The sequence below is a fragment of the Mycobacterium toneyamaense genome (assembly GCF_055384815.1).
Genome location: NZ_AP040333.1, coordinates 4,437,806 through 4,453,841, shown reverse-complemented (window position 1 = coordinate 4,453,841; position 16,036 = coordinate 4,437,806). Strand labels below are relative to the sequence as shown.

The window sequence follows — 16,036 nt, the reverse complement described above, 5'->3', positions numbered from 1 at the left end:
GCCATGGACCGCACCACATTTGACCGCCTGTTCGACATGACCGACCGCACCGTCATCGTGACCGGCGGGACGCGCGGTATCGGCCTCGCGATGGCCGAGGGGTTCGCGCTGGCCGGTGCCAATCTCGTGGTCGCCAGCCGTAAGCCCGACGCGTGCGAGGCTGCGGCCGAGCACCTGCGCGGTCTGGGTGGCAAGGCGATCGGCGTGCCCGTGAACATGGGCAACCTCGACGATCTCGACCGGCTGGTCGAGGCCACCGTCGCGGAGTTCGGCGGCATCGACGTGCTCGTGAACAACGCGGCCAACGCGCTCGCCCAGCCGCTGGGGGAGATGACGCCCGAGGCGTGGGCCAAGTCGTACGACTCCAACCTGCGTGGGCCGGTGTTTCTGGTGCAGAAAGCGTTGCCGCACTTGAAGACGAGCCCGGCTGCCGCGGTCCTGAACATGTCGTCGGTCGGCGCCTTCCAGTTCGCGCCGTTCGTGTCGATGTACGCCGCGGGCAAGGCGGCGCTGCTGTCGTTCACCCGCTCGATGGCGGCCGCCTACGCGGCCGACGGCATCCGGGTCAACGCCATCGCGCCCGGCCCCGTCGACACCGACATGGTGCGCAACAACCCGCAGGAGGCCATCGACGCGATGGCGTCGAACACGCTGCTGAAGCGGCTGGCCAGCCCCGACGAAATGGTGGGCACGGCGCTCCTGTTGTGTTCGGGCGCAGGCAGTTACATCACCGGACAGGTCGTCATCGTCGACGGTGGCGGGACGCCGCGGTAGCTGTCGGTACGTGTGCAGGGGGCCGTATGACTTCCCGTACATCACCCGCAGCGCGCCGTCGCGGACGAATCCCTTGTCGAGAAGCTTGATACCCGTGTTCGGAATGGCAGGGATGCCGGCGAGCTTGTGGCCGAAGCGGCCCATCCGGTACTCGCGGCCCCAGGCCGCTTCCAGGCGCCGGGTGTAGTTGGTGAAGTCGTCGGGGCCACCGTTCTGCAGCGCCGCGATGACGCATTCGCCGGCGACCAGGCCGGCCTCGAGCGCCTTCGAAATGCCCGCGCCGGAAACCGGTTTGGCGGCGCCGAGTGCGTCGCCGGTGAAAACCACACCCGGACGCCACGGCGGCCACGCGGTGAAACCCATCGGCAGCCGCCACGCTCGCACGCTCTTGCTCTTCTTCAATTCCGCGATCGACGGCAGCTCCCAGTCACGCGGCAGGGATGCCAGGAATTCACCGAGCAATTGCGTGGCGTTGATGGCCTGCCAGTTCCGGTAGCAGTTCACATAGCCCACGCCGATGTTGAGGACGCCGTCGCCCATGGGGAACACCCAGCCGTAGCCGGGCAACTGATCGCCCTGGAACTGCAGTTTGAGGTAGATGTCGAGCGAATCGGTGTCCGGCCGGTTGGCGTGCATCTCCGCGCGGATCGCGATGGCCGAGTAGCCGTTGTACTCCGAATCGATGTGCAGGGCGCGCTTTACGGGCGAGTACGCGCCGTCGGCGGCGACGACGGCGTCTGCGGAGATCTTCTCCCCGCTCTTGAGGACCACGCCGACCACCCGGCCGTCGGCATCGAGTTCAGGTCCCGCCACTTCGGCGCCTTCGCGTACCTCTGCGCCGGCCTTCTCGGCGTGCCTGAGCAACACCGTGTCCAACTGCGTACGGCTGACGGTGTGGCCATGATCGGGCATGCCGGGGCGGCGTGGGAAGGACATCTCCCACCGACTCGGGCTGAACACCGTGACGCGGTTGACCCGATGGAAGGTGGCGACTTCGTCGGCCAGGCCCATCTTCTGCAGGTAACTGACGGCGCGCGCCGTCAGTCCGTCGCCGCAGGGTTTGTCGCGGGGAAACTCGGCCTTGTCCACGACCAGCACTTTGGCGCCCACCCGCGCCGCCTGCCAGGCGGCGGCAGAGCCCGACGGACCACCACCGGCGACGACGACGTCGTACCGCTGTGCCATCGTGCCCCCGCCCGTCCCGAAGTGGCTCCAGTTCATCAGCTTTCGTGCGGAGCCGCCAGGTGACCAACTTACCGATGCGGGTCGTCGACTTTCAGGCTGTCCCCGGTGTTCGAGACGAAGACGACGAGGAGCTTGGCGGGTTCCGTCTGACTGGTGTTCTCGGTGAGCACGTGGTGCGCACCGGGCTGCTCCACCCAGTTCTGGCCCCGGCGATACTCGGTGACGGGGGAGTCGTCGACCTGGCTGCGCACCGCGCCGTCGAGGACGTAGGCGTAGATGAATGCGTCGCCGTGCCGGTGCGGCGCGGCCCGGGCACCGGGCGGGAATTCGACGACCGCCGAGGTGAATGTCTTGCCCGGCACGTTGGGCAGCGCCTGCTCGATGAGTGGGGTCAGTGTTTCGGGGGTCGGCGACGCGGTGTCAGCGAGTGACGACGCGCACCCCGTGGTTCCGGCGAACACGGCTGCGGCGAACAGAACTGTTGCACAGCGCATCCCGGTCATCGAGGCTGCTCGGTGATCTGAATGATGGTCTTGCCCGGGATGCGCTTGTCCGGTGCGAACGCCGCCACCGCTTCGGCAAGGGGCCGGACGGCACCGACGATCGGCGTGAGGCGTCCGTCGCGCACCCGGTTGGCGAGTTCGATCAGCTGCGAGCGGTCGGGTTCGACGACGAAGAACAGCCCGCGACCGTTGCGGGGAAGCACCTCGGGCGGCTCCGCGATGGTGACGAGCGTGCCGCCGTCCCGCACGAGCGCGGCCGAGCGGGCGAGGATGTCGCCGCCGATGACGTCCAGCAGGACGTCGACTTCACCGGCATCTTCCAGCTTCTCGGTGTCGAGATCGACGAAGGCGTCGGCGCCGAGCGCCAGTGTCCGGTCGCGGTCGGCGGTGCGGCCGGTCCCGATGACGAAGGCGCCCACTTCGTGAGCCAGCTGTACCGCGAGCGAGCCGACGCCGCCTGCCGCGCCGTGAATCAGGACCGTCTGGCCGGTGGCGAGACGACCGTGCGTGAACAGGCCCTGCCAGGCCGTCAGTCCCGATATGGGCAGTGCGGCGGCGACGACGTGGTCGATGTCGGCGGGTAGCGGCGCGAGGTTGCGGGCCTCGACGGCGGTGTATTCGGCGAGCGACCCGTCACGCGTCCAGTCGGCCAGCCCGAATACCCGCTGTCCCACGGTCAATCCGGTTGTGCCGTAACCCAACTCGACGACAACCCCGGAAAGTTCATGGCCGGGCACGCTCGGAGTCCGGTCGCGTCCCGCCCGGTCGGTCCAGGTGGCGGGCCAGTCCAGCTCGCCGGGCGTGAACCCGGCCGCATGCACCCGGACGACGACGTCGTTCTCGGCGGCGTGCGGGTAGGGCAGTTCCATCAGGGTCATGCCCTTGATGCCGGCATCACGATCGTTCACGACCATGGCTTGCATGACGTTTCCTCCTTCGGTCCACCTCCATGAGAACAATCGAGACCAATCAAGTCCAATGACCAGAGTTGATCTTTCCGATCAGCATCATTGATAGGTTGTCGCTATGGAACTGCGTCAGCTCGAACACTTCCTCGCGGTGGCCGGCGCGATGAACTTCTCGCGTGCGGCGCAGCAGGTGCATGTCGTGCAATCCGCACTGTCGATGTCGATCGCGAAGTTGGAGAGGGAGCTCGGCGTCGAGCTGTTCGATCGGACCAAGCAGCAGATCAAGATCACGCCGGCGGGTGAGTTGTTTCGCGAACACGCCCGGCGCGTCATCCAGACCGCGCGGCTGGCAAAGGATTCGGTCGGCGACTTCCGTGGCGAGCTGTCCGGAACGGTCGATCTGGGTTCGCTGATCTCGTTCGGCACCTTGGATGTGCCGAAGGTGCTCGGGGAGTTCCACCGCACCTACCCCTTCGTCCAGATCAGGCTGCGGCAGAGTCAAACCGGTTCGGCTGCTTACCTTTCGGCGATCGCGGAGGGTTCACTCGACCTGGCGCTGGTGTCGGCGCCCGACCGGTTCCCGCCACGGGTCCAGATGCAATTGATGTGTGAAGAGCCGATGGTCTTCGTCTGCCGTGCCGACCACCGCCTGGCGCAGCGTCGTCACGTGGACCTCACGGAGTTGTGCGACGAAGACCTGATCGGCTTCCCTCCCGAGTTCGGGCTCAGAAGGCTGGTGGAATCGGCGTTTTCGGCGGCCGGCGTCTCGGCGCGTACCCCGCACGAAGTCGCGCTCGAATATTCGATCGCAGCCAGGCTGGTTCAGCATGGGTTGGGCACCATCATCATGCCGGGCAGTGAAGCCGCGAACTTTCCGGACTTGCGCGCCATAGAGATTCGGCCCGCGATCGTGTGGCAGATCTACCTGGCTTCGGCGGAACAATCACAGATCGGCCCGGCCAGCGCGAAGTTGGCCGAGATGCTGCTGGCCGAAGTCGGGCCGCGCGCGTCCCGGTAATCCGGGCGTACCGGGGCTACCGTGGATGGCGTGGCATCCATCTTCGGCGACTCGCATCTGAAGAACGTCCGCCTGGTCACCCCGCAGACCACGAAGGGCTGCCAGGACTGCATCGCGGCCGGCACCCGCTGGGTGCACCTCAGGCTGTGCCTGACGTGCGGGCACGTCGGCTGTTGTGATTCCTCGCCGATGAAACATGCCAGCGCCCATGCGAAGACCCCGGGGCATGAGATCGTGCAGTCCTTCGAGCCCGGCGAGAACTGGCGGTGGTGCTACGTGCACGAGAAGTACGTCTGACCATGTCCTGATTTGTGGGATGCGTGGCATTGCGCGCTCTGTCAGGTAGGGCCGATCCGCGGACAAAATGGACTGTGTCCAATCAAGTCCGACGGAGAGTTGACGATCATGACCGAAGTCATTGCAGGAGTGACGATTCCGGATACCGAGCTGGTCCGGGAGGCCACCTCGATCGTCCGGAAGGCGACCGACGACACCTTGTTCAACCACTCCCGCCGGGTGTTCCTGTGGGGATCGTTGAAGGCCGCTGCGCGGGGCCTCGACGTCGATCCGGAACTCGCCTACGTGGGCGGTATGTTCCACGATCTGGGCCTGACGACGGAGTACGGCACCAAGCATCAACGGTTCGAGATCGACGGGGCCGACCTGGCTCGAAAACTGTTGCTGGACTTCGGCCGGAGTGAGCAGGAAGCGACGAATGTGTGGCTCGCGATCGCGCTGCACACCACACCAGAGGTCCCGCATCACCTGGCGCCCGAGGTTGCGGTGGTGATTCTGGGTGTCGAAACCGACGTCATCGGGCTGGGCCTCGACGAGATCAGTGCAGAGCAGCGCGCCGAAGTGGTTGCCGCCCATCCGCGTCCCGACTTCAAGAACCGCATCCTGCGGGCGTTCAACGACGGCATGGCCCATCGGCCGGCTACCACGTTCGGAACGATGAACGACGATGTGCTCGCACACTTCGATCCGTCGTTCGAACGGACGAACGTGGTTGACCTCATTCAGAACAACGCCTGGCCGGAGTAGCGAAGGCGATGGGCAATGCCGGGCCGGGCGACAGGACGCGGGGGAACCCGGCCCGGCATTGCCTTCGGATCAGGCCTGCTTGACGGCTTCGATGTCGAGGGTGATGGTGACCTTGTCGCCGACGACGGCGCCACCGGTCTCCATCGGCAGGTCGAGGTCGACGCCGAAGTCCTTGCGGTTGATGACAACTGACGCCTCGTAGCCCGAGACCTCGCCGTTGCCCATGCCGGGGCTCACGCCGTTGAACTCCAGGTTCAGGGTGACCGGGCGGGTGTTGCCCTTGATGGTCAGGTTGCCGTCGAGGAGGTACGCATCGCCGTTGGGGCGCACCGCGGTCGAGACGAAGGTCGCGACGGGGTGGTTCTCGGCGTCGAAGAAGTCGGCCGACTTCACATGGCCGTCGCGCTGCTCGTTGCCCGTGTTCAGCGACGTCACGTCGATCTCAGCGGTGACCGACGGGGTGCCGTCGGCGGCGACGGTGATGGCGCCACTGAAGTTCTCGAACTTCCCGCGGACCTTGCTGACCATCAGGTGGCGTACCGAGAACTCGACGGTGGAGTGGGCGGTGTCGATCGCCCAGGTGCCGACGCTGAGGGGAGCGGTTGCGGTGGAGGTCATGTGCCTGTCCTTTGCTTGGTTCGAGGGCCGGACTGTCCGGCCTCTGCCGATCACCAACCGGACTACGGTCCGGATTATTTCCGGCCGCCGACTCGCATTCCTTAATGAAAATGATTATCGTTAAGCCATGCCCTCGACTTCAGCTGACCTGATCCCTGTGACCGTACTTTCGGGCTTCCTGGGAGCGGGCAAAACGACGCTGCTCAACCACATCCTCGCCAACCGGGAGGGTCGCCGGGTTGCGGTGATCGTGAACGACATGAGCGAGGTGAACATCGACGCGGCCCTGATCGCCGGTCAGGGGCATCTCGACCGGACCGAAGAGAAGCTCGTCGAGCTCACCAACGGATGCATCTGCTGCACCCTGCGTGAGGACCTCATCACCGCGGTCGCGGATCTGGCCCGGCAGAACCGATTCGACCAGATCGTGATCGAGTCGACGGGCATCTCCGAGCCGATGCCGGTGGCGGCGACCTTCAGCTGGGAGTTCGAGGACGGCTTCATCCTGTCCGAGCTCGCCCGCCTCGACACGATGGTTACCGTCATCGATGCGTGCACCTTCCTGCCGGAACTGGCGCGCGGGGAAGCGCTCACCGACCGGAACCTCGCGGTGGCCGACGGCGACGGCCGCAACATCGCCGATCTGCTGGTCGACCAGGTCGAGTTCGCCGACGTCATTCTCATCAACAAGACCGACCTCGTGAGCGCCAAGACGACCGCGACCGTCGAGGCCGTCGTGCGGCGTCTCAACCCCAATGCGCGGATCGAGCGCACCGAGCACGGGATCGTGCCGCTGGCAACCGTTTTGGACACCGGCTTGTTCGATCCGGAACTTGCCGCGGAGGCTCCTGGGTGGGATGAAGAGATCGCCAACGGGCACACCCCGGAAACCGAGGAGTACGGGATCAGCAGCATGACGTTCCGTGCCGATCGCCCGTTCCATCCGCAGCGACTCGCCGATGCCCTCGACCAGGTGCGAGGTCTGTTGCGCAGCAAGGGTTTCTGCTGGATCGCCACCCGGCCGAACATCGCTGCCATCTGGTCGCAGGCCGGCCCCAACCTCACCATCGAACCCGCCCAGTACTGGACGAGCACCGAAATCGAGCCCGGTCAGGAGATCGTCTTCATCGGTATCCGCCTCGAAGCGGGCAAGGTGCGAGCGCTTCTCGACGCGGCGCTCCTCACCGACGACGAAGTGGCGGCCGGCACGGGTGCCTGGCTGCGTTACGCGGATCCGCTACCGGCGTGGACTGCGGCGCACAGTCACGTCTGAGGCGTGTCATTTGAAGCAAGCCCGCCGCGCAGGGGCATCACGCACTACCTTGGGCTGTATGACACGCGTCCGCGGTGCCGGCCCGGTCCGCCATGATCACGGCCGCCACTCGTGCCTCATCGCCGGGGAACGCGTGAAAATGACAACCGCACAACACATCACATGACGAGAGGGACCGCCTGATGTCGATTCACCCAGCACTGATCAAAGCCACCAGGACGGTGGCCACTGGCGTCATCGGCGTGGCGGCGTACGACGTGCTGCGCAAAGCGTTGCGTGCGGCGCCCATCCACGAAGCGAGTGTCACCACCGCATCGTGGGCGCTGCGCGGTACCCGCAAAGCCGAGGAGGCGGCAGAGAACGCCCGGCTGAAGGTCGCCGATGTGATGGCCGAAGCGCGAGAGCGAATCGGCGAGGAGGTGCCGCCGCCGTCGGTGGCCGACGCCGAACATTCCCATGACCACTGATGTGCTGACCGACGTGGCAGATGCGTCCCGCATCGCCGCCGACGCCGACCTGACGGTGATATCCGTTGCAGCGGGCCGGATTCGGGTTCAGGTTCCGTGGCTGCGGGGCGATGCCGTCGGGGCTGTGGCGATCGAAGATGCCGTCGACAAGGTCGGTGGCGTCAGAACTGTCCACGCCTACCCGCGTACCGCGTCAGTGGTGGTCTGGTACTCGCCGCAGCGCTGCGACACTTCGGAGCTGCTGGCTGCAATCCGTGCCGCGCAGGCCACACCGCGGCAGCTGGTCCCGGCTCGCTCGCCGCGTTCGGCTGACATTCACAACGCGGATGTACTGCGCATGGCGCTCGGTGCTCTGGCTCTCGCGCTCTTGGGAGTCCGTCGTTACGGCCTGGCCCGCCCGCGGTTGCTCGGGCCGGCCAGCCGCACGTTCGCCACCGGAGCGACCATCGTCACCGGATACCCGTTCCTGCGCGGTGCGCTGCGCGCACTGCGCGGGGGCAAGTCGCCCGGCACCGATCTGCTGGTGTCCGCGGCGACCATCGCGAGTCTGATCCTGCGCGAGAACGTGGTGGCACTCACGGTGCTGTGGCTGCTGAACATCGGTGAGTACCTTCAGGATCTGACCCTGCGTCGTACGCGCCGCGCCATCGCCGACCTGCTGCGGGGCGTTCAGGACACCGCCTGGGTGCAGCTTCACGACGGCACCGAGGTGCAGGTCAACGCCGAAACCCTGCGGATCGGCGATCTGGTCGTCGTTCATGAGCAGGTCGCGATCCCGGTCGACGGCGAGGTCGTCGCAGGGGAGGCGATCGTCGACCAGTCCGCCATCACCGGTGAGACGCTGCCGGTGACCATGGCACCGGGTGCGACGGTCCACGCAGGATCTCGTGGTCGTCCGCGGCCGGGTCGTCGTGCGGGCCCGCGCGGTGGGCAGTCACACGGTACTGGGCCGCATCGTGGCGAGAGTCGAAGAAGCGCAACGTGATCGGGCGCCGATCCAGACGGTGGGAGAGAACTTCTCCCGTCGGTTCGTGCCCGCGTCGTTCGTCTTGGCAACGGCAACGTTCGTGGCCACCGGCGACGTACGCCGGGCAATGACCATGCTGCTGGTGGCGTGCCCGTGCGCGGTGGGGCTCGCCACCCCGACCGCGATCAGCGCGGCCATCGGCAACGGAGCACGGCGTGGCATCCTCATCAAAGGCGGTTCACATCTGGAGGCGGCCGGCCGGGCCGATGCCGTGGTCTTCGACAAGACCGGCACCCTCACTCTCGGTCGGCACATCGTCACGAACATCGTTTCTTTCCAGGAGAGTTGGACTCCCGAGGAAATTCTCGCCTACGCCGCGAGCTCAGAGATTCACTCACGGCATCCGTTGGCCGAAGCGGTCATCCGCTCGACCGAAGACAAACACATCGTGATTCCGCCGCACGAGGAGTGCGAGGTACTCGTGGGTCTGGGGATGCGGACCCGCGCCGACGGTCGCACGCTGCTGCTCGGCAGCCCGTCTCTGCTGGAGCGCGAGGACGTCGCGGTGTGCGGCGAGGCCGATGCGTGGGTGCAGCGATTGCGCCGTCAGGCCGAGACGCCACTGCTGCTTGCCGTCGACGGTGAACTGGTGGGTTTGATCAGCCTTCGCGACGAGGTGCGCCCCGAAGCGGCAGAAGTGCTTGCGCGCCTGCGGGCCTCGGGTGTGCAGCGGATCGTCATGCTCACCGGGGACCACGCGGACACCGCGCAGGCCGTCGCTGCCGAGCTCGGCATCACCGAATGGAAGGCAAACGCGCTACCCGAGGACAAACTCGCCCTGGTGCGCACGCTGCATGACGAGGGCTACACCGTTGCGGTGGTGGGCGACGGGGTCAACGACGCACCCGCGCTGGCCGCGGCAGACATCGGTATCGCCATGGGATTGGCCGGCACCGACGTCGCCGTCGAGACTGCCGACGTGGCATTGTCGACAGACGACCTGCGGCGGCTGCTCGACGTGCGCGGTCTCAGTGACCACGCAGTCGGCGTGATTCGGCAGAACTACGCCATGTCGATCGCGGTGAACGCGGTCGGGCTGCTACTCGGAGCGGTCGGCGGATTGTCGCCCGTCCTCGCCGCGATCCTGCACAACGCGTCGTCGGTCGCCGTTGTCACCAACAGCTCGCGCCTCATCCGTCACGAGCTGGCACAGTCCGGCGCGAGGTCACCGAGCAGGTAGCGCTGCAGCGTCACGCCGAGGTCGGCGGCGAGCTGTTCGTTCGAGCGGTTGGCCAGTGGTTCCAGGCCGATGACGTAGCGCGCCATCGCGAAACCGTTGACCTGCGACATGACGAGCGCGGCGCGGTAGTCGGCATCGGCGGAGCCAAGTCCTTCGGCGATGGGCGCAATGATCTTGCGCGCCAGGAAGTCCCGGACCAGCTTCGCGGCTTCGGGTTCGGCCGTGGCCGCGCGCACCATGCCGATCATGGGTTGTCGCCGCACTTCATCGTCGAGAACCTCGAGGATGAACGTCGCCAGCCGGAGCCCCGCTGAGTCCTTGTCGCCGTCGAGCACCCGGCCGATGACCGTGGCGGGCTCGACCGGCAGTTCGACCACGGCGAGGAACAGGTCGCGCTTCTTGCCGTAGAAGTGGCTGACCAGCGCCGGGTCGACGCCGGCCTGCAGCGCGATCTGCCGCAGGGAGGTCCGTTCGTATCCCAATTCCGCGAACAGCTTTCGCGCGGTTTCCTCGATTGCCTCGCGGGTGCCGCTGGGGCCCGGGCGGCGTCCACCGCGGGTGGGTCGCTGGCTCATTCGACTTCCTGATTCACAGAATTCTTTACGTGTTGAATTATAGCCCCGGCGGGTCTACTGTCATACCGTCAACCTTCTTGATTAGCCACGCTAGAAGGCGTTCCGCGCAGTCCGTGCCTCGCGTACGGATTGAAAGGGGCACGGATGCAGCAGCTTTCGATCAGGCGCCGACTCGGCCGGCACTGGATGTATGTGGTGGCCGTGGTGGTGGTCGTGGTCGCCGGGTTCGCGGTGTACCGACTGCAGGGCATCTTCGCCTCGCATGACGTCACCTCGACCCCGAGTGGTGCGGTGAACGACATCGTGCCGTTCAACCCCAAGCATGTGGTGATGGAGGTCTACGGACCGCCGGGCACCGTCGCCACCGTCACCTACCTGGACGTCAATGCCCAACCGCAGCGTGCCGACTCCGTCACGCTGCCGTGGACGTACGACACGACCACCACGCAGCCCGCGGTGTTCGTCAACCTTCAGGCCCAAGGCGACAGCGACTCGATCGGCTGCCGCATCACCATCGATGACGCCGTCAAGGACGAGAGAACGGTGAACACCGTGCACGCCTTCACCTACTGTCTGGACAAATCCGGATGAGCGCCAACCGCGTTCCCGACTTCATCCGCCGGTACTCGGTGCTGATCGCGTTCTTCTGGCTGGGCCTGGCCGTCGTCACGAACGTCTTTGTGCCGCAACTGGAGACTGTCGCCGAGTCGCACAACGTGTCGCTGAGTCCGACGGACGCCCCGTCGCTGCAGGCGGCGAAGCGGATCGGCAAGGTCTTCCAGGAGTTCGACTCCGACAGTTCGGCCATGATCGTCCTGGAGGGTGACAAGCCGCTGGGGGCGGACGCACACCACTACTACGACGGTCTGATCGACAAGCTCACCGCCGACACCAAGCACGTCCAGCATGTGCAGAACTTCTGGGGTGACCCGCTGACGGCGGCCGGATCGCAGAGCGCCGACGGCAAGGCCGCGCTGGTGCAGGTGTATCTCGCCGGCAATCAGGGTGAATCGCTGGCCAACGAGTCCGTCGACTCCGTTCGCAAGATCATCGAGAACACCCCGCCGCCAGCAGGTTTGAAGGTCTATCTCACCGGTGCCGCGCCGCTGATCACCGACCAGTTCGAGGTGGGCCGCCACGGGACGCTGAAGACCACCCTGATCACCATCGGCGTGATCATGGTGATGCTGTTCTCGCTGTACCGCCGGATCACGACGGTGATCATGGTGATCTTCACGGTGATGATGGAGCTGACGGCCTCTCGCGGCGTCGTCGCGTCGCTGGCCAACGCCGGCATCATCGAGCTGTCGACGTACTCGACAAACCTGTTGACACTGTTGGTCATTGCCGCGGGCACCGACTACGCGATCTTCCTGCTGGGCCGGTTCCACGAAGCCAGATACGCCGGGCAGGACCGCGTCGAGGCGTACCACACCATGTATCACGGCACGTCACACATCATCCTGGGATCGGGCCTGACCATCGCGGGTGCGGTGTTCTGCCTGACGTTCACCCGGCTGCCGTACTTCGAGAGCCTCGGAATCCCGGCCGGCACAGGCGTTCTCGTCGCCGTGGTCGCCGCGCTGACGCTCGCGCCCGCGCTCCTGTGCATCGGCCGGCACTTCGGCCTCTTCGAACCCGTGCGCCAGTTGCAGACCCAGGGCTGGCGGCGCATCGGTACCGCCATCGTGCGCTGGCCCGGCCCCATCCTGGTGGTGACCATCGCGGTGGCCCTCATCGGCCTGATCGCCCTGCCCGGCTACAAGACGAGTTACGACACCCGTCCGTACATGCCGGCCGACGCGCCCGCCAACATCGGCTACGCCGCTGCCGAACGGCACTTCTCCCAGGCCCGGCTCAATCCCGAATTGCTGATGATCGAAGCCGACCACGATCTGCGGAACTCCACCGACATGATCCTGCTCGAGCGCGTCGCGAAGGCGGTCTTCCACACCGACGGCATCGCGCAGGTGCAGTCGATCACCCGGCCGCTGGGGACGCCGCTGGACCATTCGTCGATACCGTTCCTGATCAGCGCCGGAAACGCCGGCCAGATCAACAACCTGCCGTTCCAGCAGGCGCGTAGCGGTGACCTGCTGAAGCAGGTCGAGGTGATCAACAAGTCGATCGACATTCTGCGGCAACAGTATGCGCTGCAACAGCAGTCGAGCGGTATCACCCACGAGCAGGCCACGGCATTCCAGCAGACGGTCGCGACCGCCCAGGATCTACGAGACAAGATCGCGAACTTCGACGATTTCTTCCGTCCGTTGCGCAACTACTTCTACTGGGAGCCGCACTGCTACGACATCCCGGTGTGCGCTGCCCTGCGGTCCATCTTCGACGCGCTCGACGGCATCGACGAGCTGACCGATCAGCTGAACGACGTCGCGGGGAGCATCGCCAAACTCGATGCGCTGCAACCGAAGTTGCTCGCGCTGATCCCGCCGCAGATCGCCAGTCAGGAGACCAACCGCGAGCTGACGATGACGAATTACGCCACGAACAAGGGTCTCAACGACCAGGCTGCCGCATCGCTGCAGAACGCCACCGCGCTGGGCCAGGCGTACGACGCGTCGAAGACCGACGACTCCTTCTATCTACCGCCCGAGGCGTTCACCAATCCCGAGTTCCAGCGCGGTATGAAGCTGTTCATGTCCCCGGACGGCAAGGCCGCCCGGATGATCATCACGCACGACGGTGATCCCGCGACGCCGGAGGGTATTTCGCACATCGCCGCCATCCGGCACGCCGCGCAACAAGCGGTCAAGGGCACACCGTTGGGCGGGTCGAAGATCTATCTCGCCGGAACCGCGGCCACCTACAAGGACATTCAGGACGGCGCCAAATATGACCTCATGATCGCCGGCATCGCGGCCCTGAGTCTGATCCTGCTGGTGATGATGTTCATCACCCGAAGCATCGTCGCGGCCGTCATCATCGTCGGTACCGTGGCGCTGTCGTTGGGCGCCTCGTTCGGGCTCTCTGTGCTGATCTGGCAGGACATCTTCGGTATCGAGCTGTACTGGATCGTGTTGGCGCTGGCCGTCATTCTGCTGTTGGCTGTGGGATCGGACTACAACCTGCTGCTGGTCTCGCGGTTCAAGGAGGAGATTCACGCCGGCATCAACACCGGCATCATCCGCGCGATGGCCGGCTCGGGCGCGGTGGTGACCTCGGCCGGGTTGGTGTTCGCCGCGACCATGGCGTCCTTCGTGTTCGCCGACCTGCGGGTCCTCGGTCAGATCGGGACGACCATTGCCCTCGGTCTGCTGTTCGACACCTTGATCGTGCGGTCGTTCATGACACCGGCCATCGCGGCGCTGCTCGGACGGTGGTTCTGGTGGCCGCTCAAGGTACGACCACGCCCGGCCAGCCAGATGTTGCAGCCCTACGGATTTCGCCAGTCCGTGCGTCAACTGCTGCTATGGGAGGACGGCGATCCCGCGGTCGCGGGATCGGGTGCAGGTGCGCGGCGGCACGGAGGAGACGCATGACGGGCATCGAGCTGTGGGGCGGTCTGACCATCCTTGCCGGGTTGATGGCACTGATCCTGCTGGTGTGTGTCTTCGTGTACATCCGCGGCTTGGAGCGGCGGCCACCCGCCGCCCTGGGTGAACAGGTGGGCGCCCACAAAGCCGTATTGGCCAAAGTGCGCCAAGGCCAACCGATGTCGCAGGACGAGATCGACTACGCGAAGGAACTGGTGTCCGACGCCGGCTCGCCGCTCGCCTACGCGATACCCGCGCTGCTGTTCACCATGGGCTTCTTCTACGTGGTCGGCTGCATGTACGAACTCCAGGTCCACGGCGGCCACCCCTCGTTCCGCACCTTCGTCGGCGGCATCCCGATGCTGACCTCGCTCAACATCTTCGGTCAATTGCACCGGGTGGCACGACTGAAGAAGCGCGTGCCCTAGTTACCGGTTACCGAACGCTTTTGCCGCCAGATCGATGTGGGCCGAGGCCGCGAGAATCTGGCTGCGGTTCTCGACATGCAGTGCGGCCTGCAAGCTGGGGGCCTCGAGGTTGGCCCACAGCACCTGCTTGGTCGACTCGACACCGAATTTTCCGTAGCCGCACAGGGTTTCGGCGATGGCCAGGGCATCGGCGACGACGTCGTCCGCGGACAGTCGTGAGACCAGCCCAAGGCGCAGCGCCTCGTCGGCCTCGACCGTCCGGGCCGTGAGGATCAGATCGAACGCCTGACCGGCGCCGACGATCCGGGGGAGGGTGTAGCTCACCCCGATGTCGCAGCCGCCGATGCCCAGCTTGATGAACTGGGTGCAGAACCGTGCGCCGGGTCCCGCGATCCGGATGTCGGCGGCCAGCGCGATGGCGAAACCGCCGCCGTATGCCGGCCCGTTGACCGCGGCGATCACCGGCTGGCGCAGACTCTGGATCCGCGTGGTCAGCTCGGCGATACGTTCCTGCCAGCGCATGCCCGAGCGTGGAAATTCCAGTCCGCCACCGGCTTCCGGCGGGTTGGGGTCGGAAAGGTCCAGGCCGGAACAGAATCCGCGGCCGGCGCCGGTGAGTACGACGACACGGCACTCGTTGTTCCGGTGGATCTCCTCGAGGGTGCTGTGCAGGGCCTCGACGAGTTCGAGGTTCAGCGCATTGAGTTTGTCCGGCCGGTCCAGCGTGAGGACGGCGATATCGGGGCGAGGATAGGCGAGCGACAGCGTTGTCATGCGCCTGACGTTAGCCGCTGTGCCACCCGGCCACGCCGACGGCGATCATGCGCAGCTGCTTGCGTGCGGTCCGTTTGACGTCGTCCAGGGCCTTGGCGTCGTTGGCGTCGTCGATGGATTCGGCGGTGGTCATCATCGTGTTGACGAAGAGTCCGGCCACGATGTTCAGGTCCTCGGCGCTCCAGGTGGTGAGCCCCGGCAGCCGGCCGAGGTCGATCGCGAGCTCCGAGGTGATCAACCGGATTTCCGTGCGAATCGCGTAGCGCAGCGCGGTGACGCCGCTGTTGCGTTCGCGGCTGATGAAGCGCCAGTGCTCGGGGCGTTCGGCGACGCTGTTGAACAGGATGTCGACCGAGGACTCGATGATGCGCTTGGGATCGAGTTGGCCGGCGCGGGCGCCACGAAGCATCTCCCGCAGGGCGCGGAACGACTCGTCGATCAGGACCAGGCCGAGGGCGTCCATGGTTTCGAAGTGCCGATAGAAGGCTGCCGGCACGATGCCGGCCTCGCGGGTGACCTCACGCAGGCTGAGCGCGCTGAAACTGTCCTCGTCGAGCAGCTTGAGGGCGGCCGCGATGATGGCGCGGCGGGTGGCTTCCTTGCGCTCTTCGCGAGAGAGGTTGTCCTGGACGCGGGAGCTTGATGAGCGGCTGGACCTCCGGTCGCGTGAACCAGGGGTACGACTGTTCACCGAACAAAGTTTACACAGCGCACCGAAACCGCAGATCGATACAGATGTGTATGAGTTATCGATACGGATGTTCACCCTGT

The 16,036-nt window shown here is 65.9% G+C and carries 15 protein-coding genes and 2 pseudogenes; 10 read left to right on the top strand and 7 right to left on the bottom strand.

The features are described from left to right. Window positions 1–3 precede the first annotated feature (3 nt). Window positions 4–774, top strand: a complete 771-nt coding sequence (locus tag ACZ5IQ_RS21460; protein ID WP_212814688.1) for an SDR family NAD(P)-dependent oxidoreductase — start codon at window positions 4–6, stop codon at window positions 772–774. A 6-nt stretch (window positions 775–780) separates the two neighbouring features. On the opposite strand, the pseudogene ACZ5IQ_RS21455 reads toward ACZ5IQ_RS21460, so the two are convergent. The 3 genes and pseudogenes from ACZ5IQ_RS21455 to ACZ5IQ_RS21445 form a co-directional block, all read right to left on the bottom strand. Further along, window positions 781–1,959: pseudogene (locus ACZ5IQ_RS21455) on the bottom strand (geranylgeranyl reductase family protein); the annotation flags it as partial. 68 nt (window positions 1,960–2,027) lie between these two features. Further along, window positions 2,028–2,462, bottom strand: coding sequence for a cupin domain-containing protein (locus ACZ5IQ_RS21450; RefSeq protein ID WP_212806654.1), 435 nt, complete (start codon window positions 2,460–2,462; stop codon window positions 2,028–2,030). After that, on the bottom strand, window positions 2,459–3,385 hold the full coding sequence (locus ACZ5IQ_RS21445; RefSeq protein WP_212806653.1) for an NADP-dependent oxidoreductase: 927 nt from the start codon (window positions 3,383–3,385) through the stop codon (window positions 2,459–2,461). Before ACZ5IQ_RS21445 ends, ACZ5IQ_RS21450 begins: the two co-directional genes overlap by 4 nt. A gap of 103 nt (window positions 3,386–3,488) precedes the next feature. Between ACZ5IQ_RS21445 and ACZ5IQ_RS21440 the strand changes: the two genes are divergently transcribed. From ACZ5IQ_RS21440 to ACZ5IQ_RS21430, 3 genes are all read left to right on the top strand, one after another. Further along, entirely contained in the window at window positions 3,489–4,388 is a 900-nt protein-coding gene (locus ACZ5IQ_RS21440; RefSeq protein ID WP_212806652.1) for a LysR family transcriptional regulator, read from the top strand. A gap of 30 nt (window positions 4,389–4,418) precedes the next feature. Further along, window positions 4,419–4,685 carry a UBP-type zinc finger domain-containing protein gene (locus ACZ5IQ_RS21435; RefSeq protein ID WP_020102826.1) on the top strand — a complete coding sequence of 89 codons (267 nt, stop codon included), beginning with the start codon at window positions 4,419–4,421 and terminating at the stop codon, window positions 4,683–4,685. Window positions 4,686–4,793: 108 nt separating this feature from the next. Continuing rightward, a complete protein-coding gene (locus ACZ5IQ_RS21430) occupies window positions 4,794–5,432 on the top strand; it encodes an HD domain-containing protein (RefSeq protein ID WP_212806651.1) in 639 nt (212 codons plus the stop codon). Between the two features lie 69 nt (window positions 5,433–5,501). On the opposite strand, the gene ACZ5IQ_RS21425 is transcribed toward ACZ5IQ_RS21430, so the two are convergent. Further along, on the bottom strand, window positions 5,502–6,050 hold the full coding sequence (locus ACZ5IQ_RS21425) for a YceI family protein (protein ID WP_212806650.1): 549 nt from the start codon (window positions 6,048–6,050) through the stop codon (window positions 5,502–5,504). Window positions 6,051–6,177: 127 nt separating this feature from the next. Between ACZ5IQ_RS21425 and ACZ5IQ_RS21420 the strand changes: the two genes are divergently transcribed. The 3 genes and pseudogenes from ACZ5IQ_RS21420 to ACZ5IQ_RS21410 all read left to right on the top strand — a co-directional run bounded on the left by ACZ5IQ_RS21420 (window position 6,178) and on the right by ACZ5IQ_RS21410 (window position 9,997). Next, complete coding sequence (locus ACZ5IQ_RS21420; protein ID WP_406802829.1) at window positions 6,178–7,323, top strand: GTP-binding protein; 1,146 nt, start codon at window positions 6,178–6,180, stop codon at window positions 7,321–7,323. A gap of 182 nt (window positions 7,324–7,505) precedes the next feature. Next, window positions 7,506–7,790 (top strand): DUF1490 family protein, encoded by a 285-nt coding sequence (locus tag ACZ5IQ_RS21415; RefSeq protein WP_029120166.1) that lies wholly within the window; start codon window positions 7,506–7,508, stop codon window positions 7,788–7,790. Beyond that, window positions 7,780–9,997 (top strand): annotated as a pseudogene (locus tag ACZ5IQ_RS21410) (heavy metal translocating P-type ATPase). The gene ACZ5IQ_RS21415 and the pseudogene ACZ5IQ_RS21410 overlap by 11 nt, the downstream one beginning before the upstream one ends. Here the strand turns inward: ACZ5IQ_RS21410 and ACZ5IQ_RS21405 are convergent. Further along, complete coding sequence (locus tag ACZ5IQ_RS21405; protein ID WP_346417022.1) at window positions 9,955–10,572, bottom strand: TetR/AcrR family transcriptional regulator; 618 nt, start codon at window positions 10,570–10,572, stop codon at window positions 9,955–9,957. The pseudogene ACZ5IQ_RS21410 and the gene ACZ5IQ_RS21405 overlap by 43 nt on opposite strands. A 144-nt stretch (window positions 10,573–10,716) precedes the next feature. Between ACZ5IQ_RS21405 and ACZ5IQ_RS21400 the strand changes: the two genes are divergently transcribed. Genes ACZ5IQ_RS21400 through ACZ5IQ_RS21390 form a run of 3 tightly spaced genes read left to right on the top strand, consistent with a single transcriptional unit; the run spans window position 10,717 to window position 14,491 of the window. Next, window positions 10,717–11,163 (top strand): MmpS family transport accessory protein, encoded by a 447-nt coding sequence (locus ACZ5IQ_RS21400; RefSeq protein ID WP_318986395.1) that lies wholly within the window; start codon window positions 10,717–10,719, stop codon window positions 11,161–11,163. Then, window positions 11,160–14,069, top strand: a complete 2,910-nt coding sequence (locus ACZ5IQ_RS21395) for an MMPL/RND family transporter (protein WP_464480226.1) — start codon at window positions 11,160–11,162, stop codon at window positions 14,067–14,069. The genes ACZ5IQ_RS21400 and ACZ5IQ_RS21395 overlap by 4 nt, the downstream gene beginning before the upstream one ends. Further along, window positions 14,066–14,491: a hypothetical protein gene (locus ACZ5IQ_RS21390; RefSeq protein WP_406802831.1), complete on the top strand. Its 426-nt coding sequence runs from the start codon at window positions 14,066–14,068 to the stop codon at window positions 14,489–14,491. The genes ACZ5IQ_RS21395 and ACZ5IQ_RS21390 overlap by 4 nt, the downstream gene beginning before the upstream one ends. Here the strand turns inward: ACZ5IQ_RS21390 and ACZ5IQ_RS21385 are convergent, their stop codons facing one another. Next, window positions 14,492–15,265, bottom strand: coding sequence for an enoyl-CoA hydratase/isomerase family protein (locus tag ACZ5IQ_RS21385; RefSeq protein WP_406802832.1), 774 nt, complete (start codon window positions 15,263–15,265; stop codon window positions 14,492–14,494). 10 nt (window positions 15,266–15,275) lie between these two features. Then, complete coding sequence (locus ACZ5IQ_RS21380) at window positions 15,276–15,956, bottom strand: TetR family transcriptional regulator (RefSeq protein ID WP_318986399.1); 681 nt, start codon at window positions 15,954–15,956, stop codon at window positions 15,276–15,278. Between the last annotated feature and the right edge of the window lie 80 nt (window positions 15,957–16,036).

Bases quoted from the DNA above. Each gene is read 5' to 3' on its own strand.
- ACZ5IQ_RS21390 (WP_406802831.1), top strand. From the start codon at position 14,066: ATGACGGGCATCGAGCTGTGGGGCGGTCTGACCATCCTTGCCGGGTTG.
- ACZ5IQ_RS21400 (WP_318986395.1), top strand. From the start codon at position 10,717: ATGCAGCAGCTTTCGATCAGGCGCCGACTCGGCCGGCACTGGATGTAT.
- ACZ5IQ_RS21430 (WP_212806651.1), top strand. From the start codon at position 4,794: ATGACCGAAGTCATTGCAGGAGTGACGATTCCGGATACCGAGCTGGTC.
- ACZ5IQ_RS21395 (WP_464480226.1), top strand. From the start codon at position 11,160: ATGAGCGCCAACCGCGTTCCCGACTTCATCCGCCGGTACTCGGTGCTG.
- ACZ5IQ_RS21450 (WP_212806654.1), bottom strand. From the start codon at position 2,462: ATGACCGGGATGCGCTGTGCAACAGTTCTGTTCGCCGCAGCCGTGTTC.
- ACZ5IQ_RS21420 (WP_406802829.1), top strand. From the start codon at position 6,178: ATGCCCTCGACTTCAGCTGACCTGATCCCTGTGACCGTACTTTCGGGC.
- ACZ5IQ_RS21440 (WP_212806652.1), top strand. From the start codon at position 3,489: ATGGAACTGCGTCAGCTCGAACACTTCCTCGCGGTGGCCGGCGCGATG.
- ACZ5IQ_RS21425 (WP_212806650.1), bottom strand. From the start codon at position 6,050: ATGACCTCCACCGCAACCGCTCCCCTCAGCGTCGGCACCTGGGCGATC.
- ACZ5IQ_RS21415 (WP_029120166.1), top strand. From the start codon at position 7,506: ATGTCGATTCACCCAGCACTGATCAAAGCCACCAGGACGGTGGCCACT.
- ACZ5IQ_RS21385 (WP_406802832.1), bottom strand. From the start codon at position 15,265: ATGACAACGCTGTCGCTCGCCTATCCTCGCCCCGATATCGCCGTCCTC.
- ACZ5IQ_RS21460 (WP_212814688.1), top strand. From the start codon at position 4: ATGGACCGCACCACATTTGACCGCCTGTTCGACATGACCGACCGCACC.
- ACZ5IQ_RS21405 (WP_346417022.1), bottom strand. From the start codon at position 10,572: ATGAGCCAGCGACCCACCCGCGGTGGACGCCGCCCGGGCCCCAGCGGC.
- ACZ5IQ_RS21445 (WP_212806653.1), bottom strand. From the start codon at position 3,385: ATGCAAGCCATGGTCGTGAACGATCGTGATGCCGGCATCAAGGGCATG.